The sequence below is a fragment of the Prevotella disiens genome (assembly GCF_900454955.1).
Taxonomy (GTDB): Bacteria; Bacteroidota; Bacteroidia; order Bacteroidales; family Bacteroidaceae; genus Prevotella; species Prevotella disiens.
On sequence record NZ_UGTL01000001.1, the window covers coordinates 655,050 to 676,925 of the forward strand.

General features: G+C 43.2%; 15 protein-coding genes and 4 pseudogenes. 12 read left to right on the forward strand and 7 right to left on the reverse strand.

The features are described from left to right. Window positions 1-58 precede the first annotated feature (58 nt). Both DYI03_RS02900 and DYI03_RS02905 read left to right on the forward strand, forming a co-directional pair. On the forward strand, window positions 59-4,381 hold the full coding sequence (locus tag DYI03_RS02900) for a CusA/CzcA family heavy metal efflux RND transporter (RefSeq protein WP_115367878.1): 4,323 nt from the start codon (window positions 59-61) through the stop codon (window positions 4,379-4,381). Window positions 4,382-4,384: 3 nt separating this feature from the next. Next, window positions 4,385-5,545 (forward strand): efflux RND transporter periplasmic adaptor subunit, encoded by a 1,161-nt coding sequence (locus DYI03_RS02905; RefSeq protein WP_021668175.1) that lies wholly within the window; start codon window positions 4,385-4,387, stop codon window positions 5,543-5,545. A 103-nt stretch (window positions 5,546-5,648) separates the two neighbouring features. On the opposite strand, the gene DYI03_RS02910 is transcribed toward DYI03_RS02905, so the two are convergent. Further along, on the reverse strand, window positions 5,649-6,110 hold the full coding sequence (locus tag DYI03_RS02910) for a glycoside hydrolase domain-containing protein (protein ID WP_394366015.1): 462 nt from the start codon (window positions 6,108-6,110) through the stop codon (window positions 5,649-5,651). Window positions 6,111-6,160: 50 nt separating this feature from the next. Next, the gene (locus DYI03_RS02915) at window positions 6,161-7,528 is read right to left on the reverse strand and encodes a DDE transposase (RefSeq protein ID WP_115367954.1); all 1,368 of its coding nucleotides are present in this window, start codon (window positions 7,526-7,528) and stop codon (window positions 6,161-6,163) included. Between the two features lie 122 nt (window positions 7,529-7,650). On the opposite strand from DYI03_RS02915, the pseudogene DYI03_RS02920 reads away from it, so the two are divergent. The 8 genes and pseudogenes from DYI03_RS02920 to DYI03_RS02955 form a co-directional block, all read left to right on the forward strand. Next, window positions 7,651-8,364: pseudogene (locus DYI03_RS02920) on the forward strand (IS30 family transposase); the annotation flags it as partial. Between the two features lie 61 nt (window positions 8,365-8,425). After that, entirely contained in the window at window positions 8,426-9,010 is a 585-nt protein-coding gene (locus DYI03_RS02925) for a hypothetical protein (protein WP_021668927.1), read from the forward strand. Between the two features lie 32 nt (window positions 9,011-9,042). Continuing rightward, window positions 9,043-10,671 (forward strand): RHS repeat domain-containing protein, encoded by a 1,629-nt coding sequence (locus DYI03_RS13635; RefSeq protein ID WP_021668926.1) that lies wholly within the window; start codon window positions 9,043-9,045, stop codon window positions 10,669-10,671. A gap of 2 nt (window positions 10,672-10,673) precedes the next feature. Further along, window positions 10,674-11,159 carry a hypothetical protein gene (locus DYI03_RS02935; protein WP_021668925.1) on the forward strand — a complete coding sequence of 162 codons (486 nt, stop codon included), beginning with the start codon at window positions 10,674-10,676 and terminating at the stop codon, window positions 11,157-11,159. A 237-nt stretch (window positions 11,160-11,396) separates the two neighbouring features. After that, window positions 11,397-12,336, forward strand: a pseudogene (locus DYI03_RS02940) (IS30 family transposase). A 151-nt stretch (window positions 12,337-12,487) separates the two neighbouring features. Then, window positions 12,488-13,254 (forward strand): annotated as a pseudogene (locus tag DYI03_RS02945) (restriction endonuclease). Beyond that, window positions 13,254-14,309, forward strand: coding sequence for a site-specific DNA-methyltransferase (locus DYI03_RS02950; protein ID WP_021668918.1), 1,056 nt, complete (start codon window positions 13,254-13,256; stop codon window positions 14,307-14,309). The pseudogene DYI03_RS02945 and the gene DYI03_RS02950 overlap by 1 nt, the downstream one beginning before the upstream one ends. Window positions 14,310-14,562: 253 nt before the next feature. Further along, on the forward strand, window positions 14,563-15,039 hold the full coding sequence (locus DYI03_RS02955) for a hypothetical protein (RefSeq protein WP_021669776.1): 477 nt from the start codon (window positions 14,563-14,565) through the stop codon (window positions 15,037-15,039). A gap of 76 nt (window positions 15,040-15,115) precedes the next feature. Here the strand turns inward: DYI03_RS02955 and DYI03_RS02960 are convergent, their stop codons facing one another. Next, window positions 15,116-16,432 (reverse strand): leucine-rich repeat domain-containing protein, encoded by a 1,317-nt coding sequence (locus DYI03_RS02960; RefSeq protein WP_115367879.1) that lies wholly within the window; start codon window positions 16,430-16,432, stop codon window positions 15,116-15,118. 32 nt (window positions 16,433-16,464) lie between these two features. After that, window positions 16,465-16,641 (reverse strand): hypothetical protein, encoded by a 177-nt coding sequence (locus DYI03_RS13390; RefSeq protein ID WP_154655478.1) that lies wholly within the window; start codon window positions 16,639-16,641, stop codon window positions 16,465-16,467. A 559-nt stretch (window positions 16,642-17,200) separates the two neighbouring features. Here DYI03_RS13390 and DYI03_RS02965 point away from each other — a divergent pair. After that, window positions 17,201-18,019: a hypothetical protein gene (locus tag DYI03_RS02965; protein ID WP_172462591.1), complete on the forward strand. Its 819-nt coding sequence runs from the start codon at window positions 17,201-17,203 to the stop codon at window positions 18,017-18,019. Between the two features lie 111 nt (window positions 18,020-18,130). Here the strand turns inward: DYI03_RS02965 and rsmD are convergent, their stop codons facing one another. Together rsmD and DYI03_RS02975 are read right to left on the reverse strand one after the other, a co-directional pair. After that, window positions 18,131-18,664: a 16S rRNA (guanine(966)-N(2))-methyltransferase RsmD gene (gene rsmD / locus DYI03_RS02970; protein ID WP_021669781.1), complete on the reverse strand. Its 534-nt coding sequence runs from the start codon at window positions 18,662-18,664 to the stop codon at window positions 18,131-18,133. 20 nt (window positions 18,665-18,684) lie between these two features. Then, a complete protein-coding gene (locus DYI03_RS02975; RefSeq protein ID WP_004358205.1) occupies window positions 18,685-19,497 on the reverse strand; it encodes a DUF3822 family protein in 813 nt (270 codons plus the stop codon). Between the two features lie 335 nt (window positions 19,498-19,832). On the opposite strand from DYI03_RS02975, the pseudogene mobV reads away from it, so the two are divergent. Next, window positions 19,833-21,180, forward strand: a pseudogene (gene mobV, locus DYI03_RS02985) (MobV family relaxase). Window positions 21,181-21,240: 60 nt separating this feature from the next. On the opposite strand, the gene DYI03_RS02990 reads toward mobV, so the two are convergent. Next, a complete protein-coding gene (locus DYI03_RS02990; protein ID WP_004358238.1) occupies window positions 21,241-21,867 on the reverse strand; it encodes a porin family protein in 627 nt (208 codons plus the stop codon). Between the last annotated feature and the right edge of the window lie 9 nt (window positions 21,868-21,876).

A 21,876-nucleotide genomic window follows, 5' to 3' on the forward strand; every position in this document is an offset into this window, starting at 1 on the left:
AGAGCAGTTGTCAACAACTGTTCCGCAGTAAGTCGTACATGTTCATACTAATAAGGTTATGATTAACAAGATTATCTATTTTTCCATTCAACACAAATTTCTGGTGGTACTCCTGTTGGCGGCCATCATCGGCGGCGGAGTGTATTCATTGCGAACCATCAACGTAGACTCCACGCCCGACATCACAAACAACCAGGTGCAGGTCATCACGGTTTCTGAAAATCTCTCGACGGCCGACATCGAGCAGTTCGTCACCTATCCCGTAGAGCTGGCCATGTCCAACCTGCCTGGCGTTGAGGGCATCCGTTCCATCTCACGCTTTGGCCTGTCTGTTGTTACCATCGTTTTCAAAGAGGATATGGGCACTTACCTGCCCCGCCAGTTGGTGCAAGAGAAGCTGGAAGAGGTGCGCGAGGACATTCCGGAGGGATTCGGAACGCCCGCGATGGGTCCCATCAGCACGGGACTGGGCGAGATTTTACAGTACACCCTTGTTCCCAAAGACACCGCCCGTTACAGTACGCAGGAGCTGCGCACCATTCAAGACTGGATAGTGAAGCGCCAGCTGTCCATGATTCCGGGCGTGGTGGAGGTCAACTCGTTTGGCGGAAGCATCAAGCAATACGAGGTGGCCCTCAACCCCCAGCGGCTCAACGCCATGCGCGTGAGCGTGGGCGAGGTGTACGAAGCCCTGAGAAAAAATAACGTCAACACGGGCGGCGCCTATATAGAGCGTGACCACATGGCCAGCTTCATCCGGGGCGACGGACTGGTGAAGTCGGTTGACGACATTGAGAACATCGTGGTGAAGAATGTCAACGGCACCCCTGTTCTCGTGCGCGACGTAGCCGACAAGGTGGGCTTTGGCTCGCAAGTGAGGTACGGCGCTTTCACGCAAGATGGTCATGAGGCCGTCGGGGGTATGATCATGATGCTCAAGGGTGCCAACTCTGACAAGGTGGTCAGGGCGGTGAAGGAGCGCATGGAGAGTGTCAGAAAGTCGCTGCCCGACGGCATCGACATCAAACCTTTTCTCGATCGATCCAACCTTATCGAGCGTACAACGAGCACCATTGCGCGCAATTTGACAGAAGGGGCGCTCATCGTGATATTCGTGCTGGTGCTGTTATTGGGAAGTTTGCGTGGAGGTCTCATCGCCGCATCGGTCATTCCGCTGTCCTTACTGTTCGCCCTCATCATGATGCGGCTTTTCGGCGTGAGCGCCAACTTGATGAGCCTGGGTGCCATCGACTTTGGAATTATCGTCGATGGGGCGGTGATTATCGTAGAAGGCACGGTGTTCGAAATGGAGAAAAGAATCAAGAAACACAGCCAACTGGGCCGGGGCGGCATGAACGCCGTCGCCTTCGAGGCCGCCTCTTCAATGATGCATTCGGCCTTCTTCGGTCAGCTGATTATCCTCATCGTGTTCACCCCCATCATCTTTCTCTCTGGCGTCAGCGGAAAAATGTTCTCCCCCATGGTCTACACCTTCTCGTTCGCCGTACTGGGAGCCATCATTCTGTGTCTGACGTATGTGCCGATGATTTCATCTTTGCTGATTCGTCCACTGAGCCACCAGGGCGGATGGATGGTGCGGATGGAACGTAGCTTGCAGCGCATGGGCAACCGTGTGTCGGGGCGCATCATACATGTTTATCACCCGCTGCTGCTGTATGCCCTACGTCATAAAAAGATGGTACTTGTTTCTGCCGCTGCTTTGTTTCTGGCTGCCGCATTCGCTTTCATGCGGATGGGAGGCGAATTTGTGCCTGAACTCGATGAGGGCGACATCGCCATGCAAACCTTCCTCCGCCCCGGCAGTTCGCTCTCGGAAACCATCAAGCGAGAGGAAGAGGTGGAACGCCTGCTGCTTCAGAGCTTTCCGGAAATCAAAACCGTATGCGCTCGCATTGGGGTGGCCGACATACCCACCGATCCGATGGGGTTCGACTACACGGACAGCTTCATCATTCTGGAAAAGGATCGCAGCAAATGGACATCGGCCAAGACCAAAGAAGAATTGATAGAAAAGATTAAAGACAAGTTGCAAATGCTGCCGGGGCTCAACTTCTCGTTCTCACAACCAGTGGCCCTCCGTTTCAACGAGCTGCTCACGGGTGTGCGCGAGGATGTGGCCGTGAAACTTTATGGCGATGATCTCGACAAACTCGGCGAACTGGGTGAGCGGATGGTGAGCATCATCAGTAGGATAGAGGGAGCCGAGGATGTGGCCCTTGAGCGCACGGACGGACTGCCGCAGATTACTGTGAAGTACGACAGGCAGCGGGTGGCGCAATACGGTTTGCACATCGATGACCTCAATGCCTATGTCAGCAGCGCATTTGCCGGAAGTTCGGCAGGGTCGGTGTTTGAGGGCGAGAAACGGTTTGACCTTGTCATCAGGCTCTCTGACGCTTACCGGAAGAGTATCAACGACCTGCGCCAACTTTACATACCGCTGCCCAGCGGGGCACAGATACCCTTGAGCGAGGTGGCGCAAATTGATTATGAGTCGGGGCCCATGCAGATTTCCCGCGAACAAACCTCGCGCAACATCTATGTCGGCGTGAACGTCAGAGGACGGGATGTGCAGTCGGTTGTGGATGAGATACAGGACAAACTCGAACAGCAACTGCGCCTGCCGGCTGGCTATCGGTTGGCGTATGGCGGTGAATTCCAGAAACTTCAGGAGGCCAAGAATCGCTTGATGATCGTCTTGCCCATCGCCCTGCTCCTGATTTTCGTGCTACTTTATTTCGCCTTGAAATCGCTCAAGCAGAGCCTCATGATTTACATGGCGGTTCCGCTGGCCACGGTCGGCGGCGTATTGGCCTTGCTGTTGCGCGGCATGCCCTTCTCCATTTCGGCCGGAGTGGGCTTCATCGTCCTCTTCGGAGTGGCCGTACTCAACGGTCTGGTACTCATCAATCGTTTCAACTCGTTAAAGAAAGAAGGTATGAACAACATCAACCGCAGAATCATCAAGGGTACGCAAGAGCGCATCCGCCCTATCCTTCTCACGGCCACGGCTGCCATGTTGGGTTTCCTGCCCATGGCTGTGTCGGGGTCGGCAGGTGCTGAAGTGCAGCGACCTTTGGCCACTGTGGTCATCGGCGGACTGTTCACGGCTACGCTACTTACCTTGCTTGTCGTTCCTTTATTGTACGCTTTGGAAGAGAAAGCGCAGCGAAAAACTGCCAATAGGTTACCCAAAGCGGCCTTTGCCCTGATGCTGGCACTGCTGGCACCATGCGGCATGCAGGCTCAACAGCCAGTGAGTTTGCAGCAAGCCCTGCAGCTGGCCGAGCAATATCATCCAAGCATTCGTCTGGCACGGATGAGTGTCAGCCGTGAAGAGGCCATGGTCAAGGGCGTAAGCGAGGTGGGACTTACTGAGCTGTCGGCCGGGGTAGATGAGCTTGGCAGAGGCAACGACGCCACCTTTACCCTGTTGTCTGTCAGGCAAAACATTGACGTACTGGGGAACAAACAGCGCGTGCGCACCCAGCGCCAAAAGGTGAATGTGGCTCGTGCGGAGATGAATCTCACCGAACATCAATTGCGCAAAGCCGTTTACCGCGATTATGCGCAGGCTTATATTCTAAGGCAAAGGATGAACGTGCATGCCATGATAGATTCTATCTACCAGAACTTCGAGCATGCGGCGAAAGTGCGTTACGAGGCAAGAGAAACGTCGAAGTTGGCTTATCTGGCCGCTAAGAAGAAGGCTGTTGAAACCAAAGAAAACTTCAAGCAGTCGGTGTTTGATTACCAAGTGGCGTTGAAGGCCTTGTCACGGTGGCTGGGAGAGGGACTCTATGAACCCACTACGGCTCCAGACGAGACGCTTGGAGAGGTAGCAGGCAGTGCAAATCCCGTATTGACTTGTCAGTCGGAGAGGGTCAAATTGGCCGAAGAAAACATCCGACTGGAAAAGTCCAAAGGGCTTCCCGCATTCTTCATAGAGGGTAGTACACAGCGCATTGGCGACAAAAACGGCTACTGGACATTCGACGTTGGCGTGAGTGTTCCGCTGTTCAGACGTTCGTACAAGGCCCGACAAAAGGCTGCCGCCCTGGACAGGGACATCGAAAACACGCAGTTTGACTTGCTGAAAAAACAGCTGGGTGACAACCAAGCACGCTTGCACACTGCGTACCAGAAGTGGCGTCACAAACTGCAATATTACCGGGACACAGCTCTTCCCACGGCCAGGGCGCAGCAACGTGGCGCGTCTTCTGCTTACAAACTGGGTGCAACCGATTACATCGGGTTCATTCAGACCATGGGTGACGCCGTGCAAACCGAGCTTGATTATTGGGAAGCATACGAACAATTCATCGACACAATCATCAATTTACAATATCCAACCATATAAAAAATGAAAACAAAAGCATATCTCATCCTTTCGCTCATCGTCCTTTTGGCAGCTTGTGGCAAGCAAACTAAGGACGCTGGCGAACAAGAAAAACAGTCATCGGACAGCATGACAAAGGTGGAACTCACCGATGAACAGGTGAAAAAGTTAGGCATCAAGGTGGGGAACATCGCCGACACGATGCTCATCAGCAGTGTGGACGTCAATGGAAAGCTGGCCGTTGACCCCCAGAGTGAGGCAACCATAACCCCGCAAATGGGCGGTAACGTCAAACAAATATTGGTTCATGAAGGGCAATCTGTGACCAAAGGAATGGTGGTGGCCTATCTGTCTCATCCTGATTTGGTAAACCTTCAGACGGATTATTTCTCGGCATTGAACCGACAGAGATACCTGAAAAAGGAGTTTGACCGCCAGACCATGATGCTGAACGAAGGTGTAGGAGCCGGCAAAGACTACGACCGTACGAAGTCGGAGCTGCAAACTGTGAGCGGTCAGGTGCAGATGCTTGCCGCCCAACTCAAACAACTGGGCATCAGTACGTCTGCCCTTCGCAAGGGAAAACCTATACTGGCCATCGCATTGACAAGTCCCATCAACGGCACGGTGGAACAAATCAACGTGCAAACGGGGCAATATGTATCACCCGAGATGGCCATGATGAAGATTGCCAACACCAGCAACATGTATGCAGAATTGCAGGTATTCCAACGTGATGTGCCGAAAATTAAGGTGGGACAGGCTGTAGCAATGAAGATAGTTCATGCCGACGGAACCGCCTGCAAGGGAAAAGTGTACTCCATAGGTAAGACTTTTAGAGCCGAAACGCAAACGGTTGATGTGCGTGTTCGTTTGGATGGACAGCACACGGGACTGATTGTAGGGATGTATGTACAGGCGAAGATTGCAACAAGCAGCGAAAGGACGAGAGTCGTTTCGTCTGATGCCATCGTTGAAGTGGATGGAAAATCCTATATCTTCACGGCGGCAAAGCAAGGGAACAACTGGCAGTTTGTCCCCACGATGGTCAAGAAGGTGAAGGAAGAAGGTGACCTCGTGGGCATAGAGACCAAGGAGCCGGCAGATCGTCTTTCACGCATTGTGCAGTCAGGTGCTTACTACCTGATTTCTGAGATGAAGAAAGACGAGACGGGAGAGGAATAAAACATGACCGAAACGGAATGGATGTTTGGTAGGCAGGAAATTGCCTGGCTACCAAACATCCATCATGTTTTCAATATCAAAAGAACAAAACCGCAGTTGATGTTTATGGACGACGGTCGGTCATGAAGAACTCCAGCGTGCCGCCGGCCATGATATCCTTGTAATCAATGTACAGCTTGTTGTAGAGTTTGCCGTTGAGCTTGATATGGCTGACATACATGTTCTTCGGACTGTTGCCATGCGCCAGGATGGTAAACGTCTTGCCATGTCCCACATTCACCTCAGCCTTGTCAAACAAAGGCGAGCCAAACATATACTTTCCGCCAGAGGGTTCCACTTGATAGATGCCCATGGACGACAAGATGTACCAGGCCGACATCTGTCCAACATCCTCGTTTCCGCTCAGACCATCGAAGTCGTTATGGTAGGGCATTTCAGTTAATTCCCTCTTAGAACTCTCCAAGGCAGCCAAAAACTGCATTCTTTTCCTTGGAGAAGTACCCAGAAAAAGAATATGCTGTATTATTTGTTCAAAAATCTCAAATACTGAGTCATATGGGCACACCTGCCCTTTCCATACTATCTATGGACTTGTAAAATTATCCTTAAGTTTTATTAGGCAGCCTTCTTCACACTCCGAGCCATCTCCCTTGCGGCAAGAATGGCAGCATTTGCTGTATGGATTCCGAAGAAGAGTAGTAGCCTCTCGCTAAACATATTGCGCGCCTTGATGCGTCCAAGGCTATAGTGTTGCTTTTGATTTCCAAAGCTACCCTCCATTACCGTAGCTCTGAGGTTTCCAATAATCTTTCTCGCTATCTTGAGACATTCAGCTTCTTCTTTGGGTCTTGGACCTTTTCTAGTGAAACAGGTCGTTATGCCTTTTTCAGTACACATAGTGCGGTTGGCATTGTTGGCATATATGGAATCGGCACCGACACGCTTGACTTTGATTCCCGTCAAAGATTCCTGATATTCAATACATTGCTTAAGGCGGACACCCTCGTTGAATGCCTCAAAGCTGTGGTGTTCTATGAATGATATGCCGTCTATCTGTATGTTGTTGACCTTTGCACCAAACTCTACACGCTTGTTTTCCTTGCCCCTGACAATGGGACGTAGATAGGGACGGTCGATGCTGACGATACGGTGCTTGACTTCCTTGCCGGAGAATAGTTCTGACTGTTGGAGGCATACCTCACGCACAGCGGACAGCCGCTTTTCTTGTTCTGCCGACAGACAGATGCAAGGACTGTACTGTTTACGCAGACGATTCCATTGGGAAAGGAGTTTGGACAGGAGCCTCAGGAGTCTTCTCCTGAGCTTGCGCGTGGACGAGGCTGTGTGCTTGCGCTGCTTGGCGTATGCAAGCCTGGCCTTGTCAATATTATTATACTTGCTTCTCGGAATACGCTCTGAAAGGTGTTTACACTCGGAGACCAGCAGAGTGTGAAGCCAATGGCAACACTCCCAGAGCAGCTTGATATCCGTAGGAAAACGCAGGTAGCTCTCGTAACAGGTTGCATCCGTCAAACATAGATCTTTATCCTTGAGACAATCTTGCCATTTGGCGTACAATATGCTCTGAAAACTGTTTATGTCAAGAATGCGACCAAGACGATTGCGTATGGCACTTACAATCTTTCCATCCTTGATGGGACAGGAAGGGTCTAGCAGAACACCACAGAACATCTGCATGTGGATGCTTCCGTTAAACATCTCTATCAGACCATCGTCAGACAGACCTGTGTATGACTTAAGGAACATTAGGGCAATTTCTCCTTCACCCGAGAAAAGAGGCTTGTTGCCTCGCTTGCTCTTATGGCTAAGGTTCGTATACTCTGCTGCCAACTCCTTTAGGGGGAGCTGGGAATGAATGCGTCCAAGTTCGCTTTTTGCAAAGCTTTCACGATAACTCTGTAAAAAATCGAACTCTGTAAAGGGCAAAGTTGGTGTTATATCAGAAATTTTTTGTATCTTCACGACGAATTTTTTAAGTTTTCCCCCGATTCTGCCCGTGATGGGTCGTTCGGGGGATTTTATGTAAAGGTACAAATAATATATGATACTGACAAACAATTAGTTAAGAAAATTCTGAATATCCCGAATTAGTCTGGAGGATTAAGGAATATATCACCAATGACCAGTGGTCTCCACGACAAATATCAGGTTATCTGCACAAGAGTGAGGGGATAAAGGTGTCCCACTAATCCATTTATAATATCATCCATAATGATACAACAGGGGAGCTTGCCAAACACACAAGACATAAGATGAAATACAGGCATCGTCCCAAGGGCAGACATCTTCCAATTAAAGATAGGTTGAGTATCCATGAAAGAAGTAAGGAAGTTGATGGGAAGAGATTCGGAGATTTTGAGATGGGCTTAATCGTTGACCCTGACCAGCATGCCATACTCACACTGGTGGAGAAATCCACCAATATGCTGCTTATGCAGAAACTGCCATTTGGAAAGCAGTCAAAGCCTCTGGCAAAGGTAGTTAGGAAACTGCTGCTACCATACAAGGAAAGTTTGAAGACCATTACAACAGACAACGGACCTGAATTTGTAGCACATAAGGACATTACCAAATTCTTAGGCGTACCCGTGTACTTCGCTGATCCATATTGTTCTTGGCAAAAGGGAGCTATTGAAAATACAAACAAACTAATCAGACAATACATACCGAAAAAGGATTCGTTTGAACATTATACAGAAAAGAGAATTATGTCCATACAAAAGAAATTGAACGAAAGACCGAGAGAAAAATTAAACTTTTCTACACCAAAGTGCGAATTCTTCAAATACGTTTTGTAATTTTGCACTTGCTGGTTGACTCTACGCACATAAATAAACCATATATTTTGCCAATATTAAAATGAAAAAGATGACTTTCATTACCATTATTCTTAGTATCTCCTGCTTTTGCGTCGCTCAGATTCACGGGATAAAGGATTCAGATCCTGTAGCTGTAGAAAGTCGTACTAAAGCGGATATTGTATTATCCAAGTTTGATACCATTCCTGGGAAAAAGATACTTTATTCTTTACAAAATAAATATTATTATATTATCTTTCAGCAAGATAACAAATATACAGAATATTTTATAACGATAGATAGCGTTTGTAATATATTGAAGATAAAAAGATTTGAAAAGGACAAGGAAATAATAAACATAAAAATGCAATGTCCATCAAGAAATAAAAAGAAAAAAATAAATCAATTAGAAAATGATAGACAGACTATAAACGATGCCTTCAATATCCATCAATATGAAAAGAACATAATAACATCTTTACCTAATGCTACCTATATTGCAGGAGTCCCTTCCTATTTTGTCTTAAAAGACGAGAATGGCAAGAGGTATGGTGAGTACTGCCTATTTTCAATAACAACTCCATGCCCCATTAATCCTAAGCTATGGGCTTACCTTATCAAAAAATTATCAGAAAATATAAACTAACATGACATAGCAATATATCAATTGTTTTTCCAGTGAATGAGAATAGTCTACGCTACGCTTACAACGCTGCCGATGAGCGCATTATGAAGATTTACGGTACGATGGAGGGCGTGTATATCAACGGTGCACCGCAGGGAATCACCTTGACAAATGTCGACTTCAGGCTGCACCAAGACAAAATGAGCAAGCTCTTTTGTGCTTGGTTTGCACTGAAGTTCCACGAGACGGATAACTTCACGCTTTATCCAGCAAGTATCCTCTCTGTCAACAAGAACAGATTTACGAAGCATTACTTTATCGGTGATAAGCGCATAGCATCAAGAATAGGAACGGGTCTGTTCAACAACGTCTATGGACGCAACGGCTCATACGTAACTGCCGGTCAGCAGGACTATGCGGAACGCATGAATCAGATTCAGAAGCAGAAGGAGACATACTATAAGCAGCAGGGCATTGCGCCTGGAGTACCTACAATGAAGGGTGCGTATGGTGACCCGGAGAACACGGGCGTTGGTTATAATGCCGTTCTCACAGAACTCGGCAACCACGATGTGCCACAGGGCTGGATTCAGACGCCAAAGCCGAACACCACACCGAATACCAACCCCGATTCACCTGTAAGCTGGAATGACCCAAGCAATCCTGATGACCCACAGGCTGGTTATGGCTACATTCCAAACGATACAACGAAAGAAGAAACCTTCTTCTATCACAGTGACCACCTCGGCTCAACGTCTTACATTACAGATGACAAAGCCAACATCACGCAGTATGATGCCTACTTGCCATACGGTGAGCTGTTAGTTGACGAGCACAGTAGCAGTGAAGACCTGCCATACAAGTTCAACGGAAAACAGTTTGATGAGGAAACAGGCTTGTACTATTATGGTGCAAGGTATATGAATCCTGTCACGAGTCTGTGGTATGGGGTGGATCCGTTGGCAGAGAAATATCTAAATATTGGAAGCTATGTGTATTGCGCAGAGAATCCTGTAAAGTTGATAGATACTGATGGGAGAGAGATCTTCCTGCCTGGAAACAAAAAAGCTCAAGAAGAATATCTCAAGATGTTATATGCATCCACTGGAAACAATTATGCTATCGAAAACGATAAACTTATATACAAAGGCACTGATATAGATTTCAAGGGAAACAGGTCTCAGACATTAATAAATGTCATTCAGTCTGGTATAGATGCCAAAGAAACTTATACTCTTAGTCTGGTAGGAAACAAAAAAGATGACAAAGGTGTATTTATAGACAGTTATTCGGATAAGAAGATAGATGTGTCAGACCTGAAAACCCTAGGAAAAGCAAGTACAGCTTTACAAGGGGCTGCAATAGGACATTTTCTCAATGAAGTTCAGGTGGACGGTGATTTTAATACTGCACATCAAGCAAGTTTAAAAAAAGAAGGTCTAATTTACGGAGAACTTGTAGGAGATAATACCATTACTGAAAGAAGGGATTATCCACTGGGACCTCCTCAGGATGGTCTCCAGACAATAATCTACGAATACAATTCTAGAAATAAATTCCAGTTGCAGCAGGGAGCAATCTCTACGACAAAAGGCACAGGTCAATATATTGGACCTGTTGAAATCAAAGAAACGACAGTGTCGTCTACTGGAAAGTTGAAGTCTGCAAATAAAGTACCTTAAGTATGAAAACTATAATGTTTTATGTAATAATGTCACTTGTTCTTTCTCATTGCAAAGCACAAGAAGAACTATCATTAACTTATATTGGTTATCAGTACAAGGGAACTCAAAATAGAAGCTTCCTAAATAAAGAGCTAATATTAAAAACAGATGGAGATACTATAAGAATGAACCTTAGATTACCTTATGACAGCATTCATCACAATGTTATTGATCGAGGGCTTCTATATAATTGTCATTTAAAGAAAGGGGTAAAATACATTTTTATTTTACAAAAAAAATGCATTTCCGATATTCCCAGCTTCTTTAACAGCTACTATCGAACAAATACGATTCCTGACAAAAATGACTGTTCAAAATTCATAGAAATAAAAAAAAACACAGATTATGACTACAGAGGGGATTATGGAAGATATGTAGACATTAAAGGCTGTTTATATGAGATAAAAAGAATATACCCAAACAATGGCGGTTTCTATCCACACTAAGAGGGTTACCAAACCATTTATGGCGAGCGTGGCGGACATCAAGACTTATGTCTATGGTGCCTGCAAGTTCCAAAACGAAGTGCAATAAAAGAGTAGCCCTCGCCGAGAGATGCAGACGTTCTCGAAGCGTAGCGAGAGGTTGTCTGCATCTCTCGGCGAGGAAAAAGAAACAACCAGCAATACAAATAAAAAAGGGAGACCTCTGTCTCCCAAAGATTAACTAACTTTGTATTGTTTATGTATCATCAATTAATCTCGGAGCAAAGGTCGCAAATTTTCGCCTTACTCCAAAAGAAAACAGGGAGAAAAGAGATTGCCGCAATCGTCGGCATCAGTCAGTCAACACTCTCACGTGAAATCAAACGCAATAGCACGCCATCGGGAAAGTATATTTGGACAAAGGCGTACGAATATGGCCATGCAGCGCAGAAAGAGAACGGTAAAGAACGCCAGACTCTCCGACGAATTGGTTTGGAGAATCAAGGAATATATCACCAATGACCAGTGGTCTCCACGACAAATATCAGGTTATCTGCGCAAGAATTAAGGGATACAGGTGTCCCACCAATCCATTTATAATATCATCCATAATGATACAACAGGGGAACTTGCCAAACACACAAGGCATAAGATGAAATACAGGCATCGTCCCAAGGGCAGCCATCTTCCAATTAAAGACAGGTTGAGTATCCATGAAAGAAGCAAGGAAGTTGACGGGAAGAGATTCGGAGATTTTGAGATGGACTTAATCGTTGACCCTGACCAGCATGCCATACTCACACTGGTGGAGAAATCCACCAATATGCTGCTTATGCAGAAACTGCCATTTGGAAAGCAGTCAAAGCCTCTGGCAAAGGCGGTCAGGAAACTATTGCTGCCATACAAGGAATGCCTGAAGACCATTACAACAGACAACGGACCTGATTTTGCAGCACATAAGGACATTACCAAGTACTTAGGCGTACCCGTGTACTTCGCTGATCCATATTGTTCTTGGCAAAAGGGAGCTATTGAAAATACAAACAAACTAATCAGACAATACATACCGAAAAAGGATTCGTTTGAACATTATACAGAAAAGAGAATTATGTCGATACAAAAGAAATTGAACGAAAGACCCAGAGAAAAATTAAACTTTTCTACACCAAAGTGTGAATTCTTCAAATACGTTTTATAATTTTGCACTTGCTGGTTGACTCTGCGAACTAACTATAATAAAATATTTTAAGTTATTAAATTTGAAATATCCAAATAAATTAGCTACTTTTGCATTGAGCTAAATATGGCATAACGTTATAATAAAACATAATATTCCTATGAATTGGTTTATGGAACAGAGCATTGAATATGCTCAACAAAAATCTTATTTGGACGATTTATTTAAAGTATATCCAACAATTCCAAATGGTATCAGGGAGATAGATAAAACAGTTTGGGGAGAGATTGAAAACTCGTATAATACTCGAACTATGAAGAACTCATTAGAAATCTTCTTAAGCTAAAATTGTTTCCCATAAAAGATAGTTATGTAGCATACTTAAAAAGAGATAAAAATGCTATAACTCGCAACCCTAAGACCATTAAGAGATTAGCTTCTGAAATTCTTGAAATGGACTTACAACAACTGTTCGATAAATGCAGTCAGCCCAAAGAAACCAATCGTCAGATAGGACCAATGTTTAAAAATTGGATAAGAAATACCGATTTTGGTATACCTTTAATGGACTTAGACGAGTTTTCCAACACCAGCAATGATGGAATTTTAGACGGTTCAGATAAAGAAATGCAAAACTTTGCAAAAGAAAGGTTATCTTATACGCACGAAAAAGGGTTAGATTTTATAGCTCGAATGAATGGTAAATACATTATTGGAGAAGCTAAATTTCTTTCAGATTTCGGTGGACATCAAAATGCCCAATTCAATGATGCAATAGCTGTTGTTGAAAGTAATGCAAAAGCTGAGAAGATTGCTATATTAGACGGAGTCCTTTACATTAAAGGTAATAATAAGATGTATAAGAATATTACTGAAAAATATAAAGACTTAAATATTATGAGTGCTTTACTTTTAAAGAATTTTTTATATTCTATATAATGAATATTCTATTAAAAACAGATAACTTAATAGGTTTAGAATATCTTATTAAGCAAAAAGGGTTGGCAGGTAAAATAGATTTAATATATACCGATCCCCCTTTTGCTACCAATGGAAATTTTACGATTACCAATGGGCGAGCAACTACGATAAGCAACTCCCAGCGTGGAGAAGTAGCATATTCTGATAAACTTACAGGCAAGGAATTTGTAGAATATATAAAAAAAAGAGTAATTCTTATGCACGAATTACTCTCTGATAAAGGTTCATTCTATATTCATACTGACTATAAAATAGGACATTATGTAAAAGTAATGTTAGATGAGGTATTTGGAATAGAAAACTTTAGAAATGATATAACACGAATAAAATGCAATCCTAAAAATTTCAATAAAATAGGATATGGAAATATAAAAGATATGATTTTGTTCTATTCAAAAGGACAAAATCCGATTTGGAACGAACCAAGAACAACCTATACCGATGAAGATATAAACAGACTTTTCAAGAAAAATAAAAACGGGCGACCTTATACAACAGTTCCAATACATGCGCCAGGCGAAACTTTAAGCCCACAAAAATTTAAGGGAATGTTACCACCTGTGGGAAGACATTGGCGCACAGATGTTGAAACTTTAAATCAATGGGACAAGGAAGGTTTGATAGAATGGTCGGCAAATGGTGTACCACGCAAAATAGTTTATGCTGACGAACGAAAAGGAAAACGAGTCCAAGACATATGGGAATACAAAGACCCACAATACCCTATTTATCCAACAGAAAAGAACATTGACTTTATTAAAATGATTGTTGAAACTTCATCTAATAAAGATAGCATTGTACTTGACCCATTTTGTGGCTCTGGTACAACCCTTCAAGCTGCGACAAGTTTATCACGTAAATGGATAGGAATAGACCAATCGGATTTAGCTATAAAAACAACAAAAGACCGAATGGGAGTAGATGAAGTTTCATTATTTGAAAATGATACCGAATTTATAGATTTAACAAAATGCAAAAAAGACTTTGCACAATTTAGCCAAAGCAACTTTTAGCTTCTAAGTTCAATAGGTATTTGTGTATCTTTGCCCCGAAGTCAGTTGTTTATACATAAGCAATACAAAATTAATTGATTTCAGGGAGATTCGTGAGAGTCTCCTTTTCTTTTTTATCGTATTGCTAGTTGTTATTCACTATTGGCGGCGGCTATCTTGGTGGCTACTCGCCCCCAACCCCCTCGGTGTTTTATGGCATAGATTATTAAGAGCTACGCCATATTTTGTTGCAGTTCTATATTGAACTTACGCAATGTTAAAGATTAAAAATGTATTTTTTGTTCTGTTATTATTAACAATTTCGTTAAACTGTTTAGCAGAAGATGTAGTTTTGAAGGCAGGTACCGCTGTTCCTGTTAAATTGGAAAGTACTATTAGTAGTAAGAATGCAGCAGTTGGCCAAATTGTAAATTTTAGAGTAACTGCTCCTATTATGGTTGATGGAAAAACTGTAATAGAGTCAGGAGCTATTGCAACAGGTCAAGTTGTTCGAGCTAAAAAGAATGGAATCTTGGGAAAAGAAGGCGAGTTGCAGTTGACTATTAATAGTGTTTTGGCTGTAGATGGTACTAAGGTAATGCTTTCAAGTGCCAATCTTTCTGATGAAGGAAATAATAATCTCATTCTTTCTCTTTTCTTATGTTTTTTAATCAAAGGCGGTTCAGCAGAAATTCCTGCTGGTATGGAATGTACTCCAATAGTTGCGGGAGCTACTACAATAACTCTTTAAAATAAAAAGTTTACTGAAAATCAATAAAAAAATGGGCAAATCTAAAAAAGGTTTGCCCATTTCTTTATTGACTTTATTAGTTCAATACTATTTTTCTTGTTTTTTGTTTATCGCTTGATTGGTAGGTGAGCAAGTATAATCCTGTTTTTAGATTTGAAAGGTTTACTTCTTTTCCTTTTCCTTTGGCACAAATTTCGCCTGCCACGGTTGCAATTGTCCATTGAGTTGCGTTGGCAAAGTAGATGTTTCTACCGTTGATGCGGCATTCGTCTGTGTTTGCTTCTGTTTCAACTGTTTGGATTGTAGATGTTACTTCGGTTTCTTCTCCGTCTGTTATAATCCAACTTTTTGCTTTTGCTTGTTTGATGATGTCGTCTGTTATTTGGTTATGTTCAGCACCTAAATCTTTGTCTTGTGAGTTGAACATTGCCAAGATACCTCCTTCTACTGGGATTGGTAAGCTTTCTACTAACTTGCTTGACGCATCAGGGGTGAGATAGTTGTGGTCAATGAAAATTATTCTTAGGTTTGTACAGCCTTTTGCGGTAAAGTTTTGCAATTTATTGTTAGAGCAAGCTATTGCGCCTAAGTTCTGAAGTCCATCAATTTTTAGTTCTGTCAGCTCGCTGTTGCCTGCGTACACTTCCATAAGTGCCGCATTTTTGGTGAGGTCTAACGTTTTTAATTGGTTGAAACCAGCTGATAAGTTGGTTAATTCTGGTTGGTTAGCAAGGTTTAATTCTGTGATTGCCGTTGCTGAACAATATAGTTCTTTAAGTTTTGTACAATTGGTTAAATCCAATTTTTCTATCTTTGTGTTGTTGCAATTAAAGTCTTTTAATTCTGTTTTATTGCTGAGGTTCAACACTTTTAGGTTTTCGTTATCTTTGCAATGGAGTTGTACAAGATTAGGATTGTTATCCAAATTGAGTTCAGAAAGGTTGCAACCTTCGCATCGCAATTCTACTAACTTGGTATTTTTCGTTACATCCAACTTCCCTAAATTAAGTTTTTTGCAGTCAATTTTTTTAAGTTCTGTGCAATGACTTATATCCAATGACGTGATATTATTGTTGTAACAGCCCAATTCTACGAGCTTTGTTGCTGAACTCAAGTTAAGATTTTCAAGTTTATTTCCGAAGCAATAAATTAGCTGCAGATTGGCTAATGTACCTAAATTTAGGTTACTTATTTGGTTTTCATGGCAATAAAGTAACACCAAATTCTTGTTGTTTGAAACATCTAAGGAGGTCAGTTTGTTGTTTTGACAATCTAAAACCATCAATTTTGTAGCTTCTGCACAATTGATTTCTGTTAGCTGCATTGATGCGCATACTAACGCATACACATCGCCTTCAATCTCTATGATTGGCGAATCTGTGCTTGCTTGCAATGGAAGAAACGCAGGTTTTTCAGGATTGTTGTTTACATCGTACTCTTTAAACGTTCCATCACCCGTGTTGATTTTAACTTTTGCACGCTTGTAGCGATTGATAGGCGGATAGCTTCGCCTTTTGGCATACTACTTTTCAGTGTGATTTTTTGCGCTAATGCAGGAATGCAAAGCGCTACTAACATAAAGGTAAATAAGATTTTTCTCATAATTTGTAAAATTTAGATGCAGCAAAGTTACGAAATGAATATTAATTCTCCAACAAAAGTTCTCTTTTTGTCTTTTGCTTGGTTTGTTTTTCTTTCATATTATCGGTGATAATGAATATTTTTTGCAATTCAATTACAAAATATTATGTCCATGTTGTATTTTCTTTTTTGCAAACAATGTTCAACCTTTTCTATATGAACGCTATCAAACGTTTTAGATGGCGTCATTGAAGACCGTGGATAGCGCCATTAAAAATACCACACAGTATATTGGGAACTTTAATAACTCAGTTTTACGATGGCATTTTAGTTCTTTATCGAACTTTTATTCCTCCAATACTCTCTTTTATCTTCTCAATCTATGTATTGTTGCTATGACGCAACTTTTTGATTTTGTGTCTATTATGCTTTTATTTTTATTCTTGGCTCTTTACTCCATGATTATTTCCTTTTTTAGTTTAGGGAAATTCCCCCTTTAAATAGGGAATACTATTTTAGTTCTTGTTGGTTTTGTTCTACCTTTGCATCGTCATTAAGTAGGTTGGTTATGAAAAAGGTCATGATATTAGGCTTAGCAGCGACATTCTTTATGAGCAGTTGTAGCTCGTATATAGATGGAACTTTTACAGGAGGCTCTTTGGGGAGTGTGCTTGGGGGCGCTGTTGGCGATATTATAGGTGGACCGAGAGGTTCGGACATTGGAACAATTGTTGGAATGATAGGCGGAGCGGCTGTTGGAGCTGCTATGGACGCCAATGCGCAAAAAAGAAATCAGGAAGCTGCTCACGACCATTACGAACGTGTTCAGCAAAATAAGGCACAAGGCATTAACCCATACGATGATATGTATTCGTACTCTCAGGAAGGGTATGTGAATGAACAGCAAGGTGAAGAGATTGTTTTGGATACAACGGCTTCGGGCGATGATAGGATATACGACTTTCAACCTTCCACTGAAATGGAGCAGAAGACGATGATGAATATTCCTGAAAGTTCAGTGATAGAACGATTATCAACTATGCCATACGAAATTCCGAATGTGGAAATATGCAACGTTGTATTCACGGATAATAACAATGATGGTGTTCTCTCAAGAGGCGAGGTTGGAAAAGTTGTGTTCGAAATACACAATAACGGCACTCAACCCATAAGCAACTTAATTCCTTCCATCGTTGAGGACGCAAATTCAGGGCATTTTACAATAAGTCCAGCAGTACAAATTGATGGATTGATGCCCAAAGAAATAGTGCGCTACACGGCTTCAATTGTAGCAGATAAAAAGATAAAGGCAGGTATTAGCAGCTTTACCATAACGGTTTTACTAAATAACAAAAGTATTGCAAAGGTAGTGAGTCTTAAAGTGAATACAAGGAAATAATAGGACTCGTTCTTTAAAATTTGACTAATTAACATCAGAGAAGGGGGCAGGATAACAATTCTGCCTTTTTTCATGTTCTGATGTTTATAGTTCTTTGAAAAGTTTTATCGCTTAATATTTGAAGATAGAGAAGTTTACACTGCCGTAAGCTCTGTGTTCTTTAAAATGTGGGTGAGCTGAAAAGTCGTTATTCTTACCATGTTCAAACACCAATACTCCCTCTTCGGTGAGCAGTTCGTGTTGGAAAATAAGGTTGGGAATGGTGGAAAGTTCAGGCAATGCGTAAGGTGGGTCGGCAAAAATAAAGTCGAATTTTTGATGGCACGACTTTAAAAAGCGGAACACATCGCCTCGAATGAGGATATGATTTTCAGCGTTTAGTTTCTTGATACATTCTGAAATGAAGCGTGCGTGGTCGCGGTCTTGTTCCACGCTGACCACTTCTTTGCAACCACGCGAGAGCATTTCAAGACTTATGCTGCCTGTTCCTGCAAATAAATCCAAGGCGATTGATTCTTCAAAATCGACGTATGCGTTAAGTACATTAAATATATTTTCCTTAGCAAAGTCGGTTGTTGGTCGTGCTTTAAAGGTGCGAGGAATGTCGAAATGTCTACCTTTATAAAGTCCTGTTATGATGCGCATAGCTTCGTTTTTTGTTTTGTTTAATCTAAATATAACGCTTTTAAATCGTAAGGAATATCAGTTCGCTTTGCTATTTTTGCGTTATTAAAATCGGTTTCAAGATTGATGAAATAGGTTCTACTTACAAACTGTTCGAGTTCGGCACGCAATTCTGCCTTATTGGGAATATCGCCCGTAACATAAAGTTCGTTATCGCCATGCTCCATGCCCATTTGTTTCCAAACATTGAGTATGTAATACAATGTGTCTTTGGTGTTTACGGCTTCGTAAGCATTACTAAAATCGAAACGATTGAGCTGAAATCTCATGATTTCCATGCGTTTGTCGTGGAAATAAACAAAGAGTTTTCGGCGACTCCCTGTAAAGGCACGATGATAAAGATGCGACCAAACCGACTGCATAAGTGGCTGAATACGCACATCAACGAAATGGTCTTCCGCCACCAATTGTAAGTCTTTGTTAATGGTAAAGACGGCTACAGCGTTGAGTTCTGCCACCACATTGGTTACAATTTCCTCGTTGCGCTGCCATTTGTAAGTATGTTTGTAAAGCGTTTCCACTTCTTGCTCGTGATATTCGTCTAACGGCACGAGCATAACGGGGCTATCTACAATCACTAAACTACGTTTGTAGCCGCTTTGTAGGAGCTCCGATTTCTTAAAGGCTTCGCGCAAATTGGCTGCTATCGCCATGCCATTGTTCAGCTCATAAGGTTCAAAAACAATGTTTTCATTGATTTGTGGGTCGCCCACTGAGAACGACATACTGCTCTTTCCGACTCGTATAGCAAGGCGAATGCGCTTGTCTGATATGTTATTTTCTGTTTGCATCATGCGTTTATAGGTAGTGCAAACTTACGAAAAATCGCTGTAATATTTGCATAAAATCAGCAGTTTAACGCAATTGGGCTTGACTATTAAGGACATACAGCGCAAACCGCAGAATTAGGGGATTTTCTTAACGCTTCACTCCGTGTCCGCTAAAAATCCTCCAATAAGCCAACAGGGTTGCACCCCTCTGGACACCCCTGCCAAGCCTGTCGGCATGAAGAAACGAGCAAGCCGAAAGGAAGTCTCTCCTCCTTTCAACGATTGTCCACCGACCGTATCTAAGGACATCAAGGCAACGAAAACAAGATAATGACAACATCTAAAAAAGACAAAAGGATATGGGATATTGCGTATTGCATTTGGAAAAGGCAAAGGGAGTCGACAGCGGAATGTCAGCTCACATCGAGCGCACCATCGTGCCGAAGAACATAGACACTACGAGAACGCACCTCAACCGTGAGTTAATCAGGTTTCCCGACGGTGTGTGCAACCGCACGGCTGCCATACGCCACCGCCTTGACACGGGCAGGGCTGAAACGCAAGATAGGGAAGAACCAAGTACAGGCAATCCGCATCGTGCTGAGCGGAACGCACGAGGATATGGAACGAATGGAAAACGAAAGGAGGCTCGGAGAGTGGTGCGATGACAGCGTGGCGTGGCTGAGAGAGACCTACGGGGCGGACAACCTCGTGTCGGCAGTCCTGCACATGGACGAGGAAACACCGCACATCCATGCCACCGTAGTGCCGATAGTGCAGGGTGAGCGCAGGAAGCAGAAAAAGGAAGAGAAGGCAAAGCGCAGGTACAGGACGAAAGCGACAGCCCCACGCCTCTGCGCAGACGAGGTGATGAGCCGTGCCAACCTCATCAGGTATCAGGACACCTACGCCGAACACATGGCGAAGTACGGGCTGAAAAGGGGTGTCAGGGGCTCGACAGCCAAGCACCTCTCCACGCATAAGTATTACCGCAATCTCATCACGCAGGGCGAGGACATACAGGAGAACATCGCCACCCTGCTGGCAAGGGAGGCGGAAGCACGGTGCATCATCGAGGAGGCGGAGCAAGCCAAAATGGAACTCGCACGCATCAAGGCAGAGAAAAAAACGGTGGAACTGAAAAACTCAGCTACCAAGACCGCCACAGCAGCACTCAATGGCATCAACTCCCTGCTGGGTGGTAATAAAGTAAACAGGCTTGAAAGCGAGAACAGGAAGTTGTACGGTGAGGTGGCGGAACTTAAAGAGAGCATCGGACAGATGCGCACGGACATGCAGGAGATGAGGGACAGCCACACCGCCGAGCTGTTGCGGGCATCGGAGCTTCATCAGCGTGAGGTCTGCAATCTGAGGCGCATCATTGACAAGGCGAGGGAGTGGTTTCCCATGCTCGCAGAGTTCCTCAGGATAGAAAGGCTTTGCCGTTCGGTCGGATTGTCGGAGAAACACACAGACGAACTCTTGCAAGGCAAAGTACTCGTCGTTACGGGAAAACTGCGGTCGGATGAATACAGGCGTTCGTTCACCGTTGAGAAGGCTCGCTTGCAGGTGAGCAGAACGGAGAAGGAGGGCAAGACCGTGCTCGACCTGCTCGTGGACAGAGTGCCGATTGCTGCGTGGTTTAAAGAAAAGTGGGAAGCTATGAAGCAAGTTTTCATAAAGAATAATAAAGGGATGCGACTATAACGGAGAATGAGAATGTGTCTATTAAACACATTCTCATTCTTCTTATTATGTCCTATTTGTTTAAAATAAATAGGCAAATGAAACATTAAAAACGCGATTTTTACTATCGCCTTGTCCTTTCTCCTTTTTGTAGATATTTTTTAAACCTAAGTTATATCCCAAAGATAACTGATAGTGATTGTGAATTTCTACTCCCAAATTAACACCGACACCCCAATCAAAGCGTTCCTGCAATTTGTCTTTGAATAAGTTATCTGATGTTGTGGTCTTCATAACTTTGTTTTTTGACTCAACACTATAGGTGCTTTTCCCAAACACTCCCAATCCGACATAAGGTCCTACACTACCCAAGAATTTGATATTCTCTCCGACAGAAACCTTATAGCCCAAATGGAGAGGTATCTCCAAATAATATGGTGTACCTTTCCATGTCTTGGTTTCCTGTGTTGTTGCATCGTAGTAGCCTTTTGATTTCCATCCTTTTGAACTTAAAGACAATCCCAATTCAAGGTACATGTTATTTTGGAATTGTAATTCTCCTTTGGCACCGATATTAAAACCCAACTTAGAATCCAATTCACTTGGGCTGCTGATATTCATCCCTGTAAAAACACCAAGTTTAACTTCTTGCGCCCTTAGCCCTCCCAAATATAATGTGGCTAACAGCAATAATAGAATTTTTTTCATAATCGATTA

Coding starts and splice junctions, on each gene's coding strand:
- DYI03_RS02900 (WP_115367878.1), top strand. CDS start 59: ATGATTAACAAGATTATCTATTTTTCCATTCAACACAAATTTCTGGTG.
- DYI03_RS02905 (WP_021668175.1), top strand. CDS start 4,385: ATGAAAACAAAAGCATATCTCATCCTTTCGCTCATCGTCCTTTTGGCA.
- DYI03_RS02925 (WP_021668927.1), top strand. CDS start 8,426: ATGAAAAAGATGACTTTCATTACCATTATTCTTAGTATCTCCTGCTTT.
- DYI03_RS02935 (WP_021668925.1), top strand. CDS start 10,674: ATGAAAACTATAATGTTTTATGTAATAATGTCACTTGTTCTTTCTCAT.
- DYI03_RS02950 (WP_021668918.1), top strand. CDS start 13,254: ATGAATATTCTATTAAAAACAGATAACTTAATAGGTTTAGAATATCTT.
- DYI03_RS02955 (WP_021669776.1), top strand. CDS start 14,563: ATGTTAAAGATTAAAAATGTATTTTTTGTTCTGTTATTATTAACAATT.
- DYI03_RS13390 (WP_154655478.1), bottom strand. CDS start 16,641: ATGAGAAAAATCTTATTTACCTTTATGTTAGTAGCGCTTTGCATTCCT.
- DYI03_RS02965 (WP_172462591.1), top strand. CDS start 17,201: ATGATATTAGGCTTAGCAGCGACATTCTTTATGAGCAGTTGTAGCTCG.
- rsmD (WP_021669781.1), bottom strand. CDS start 18,664: ATGCGCATCATAACAGGACTTTATAAAGGTAGACATTTCGACATTCCT.
- DYI03_RS02975 (WP_004358205.1), bottom strand. CDS start 19,497: ATGATGCAAACAGAAAATAACATATCAGACAAGCGCATTCGCCTTGCT.
- DYI03_RS02990 (WP_004358238.1), bottom strand. CDS start 21,867: ATGAAAAAAATTCTATTATTGCTGTTAGCCACATTATATTTGGGAGGG.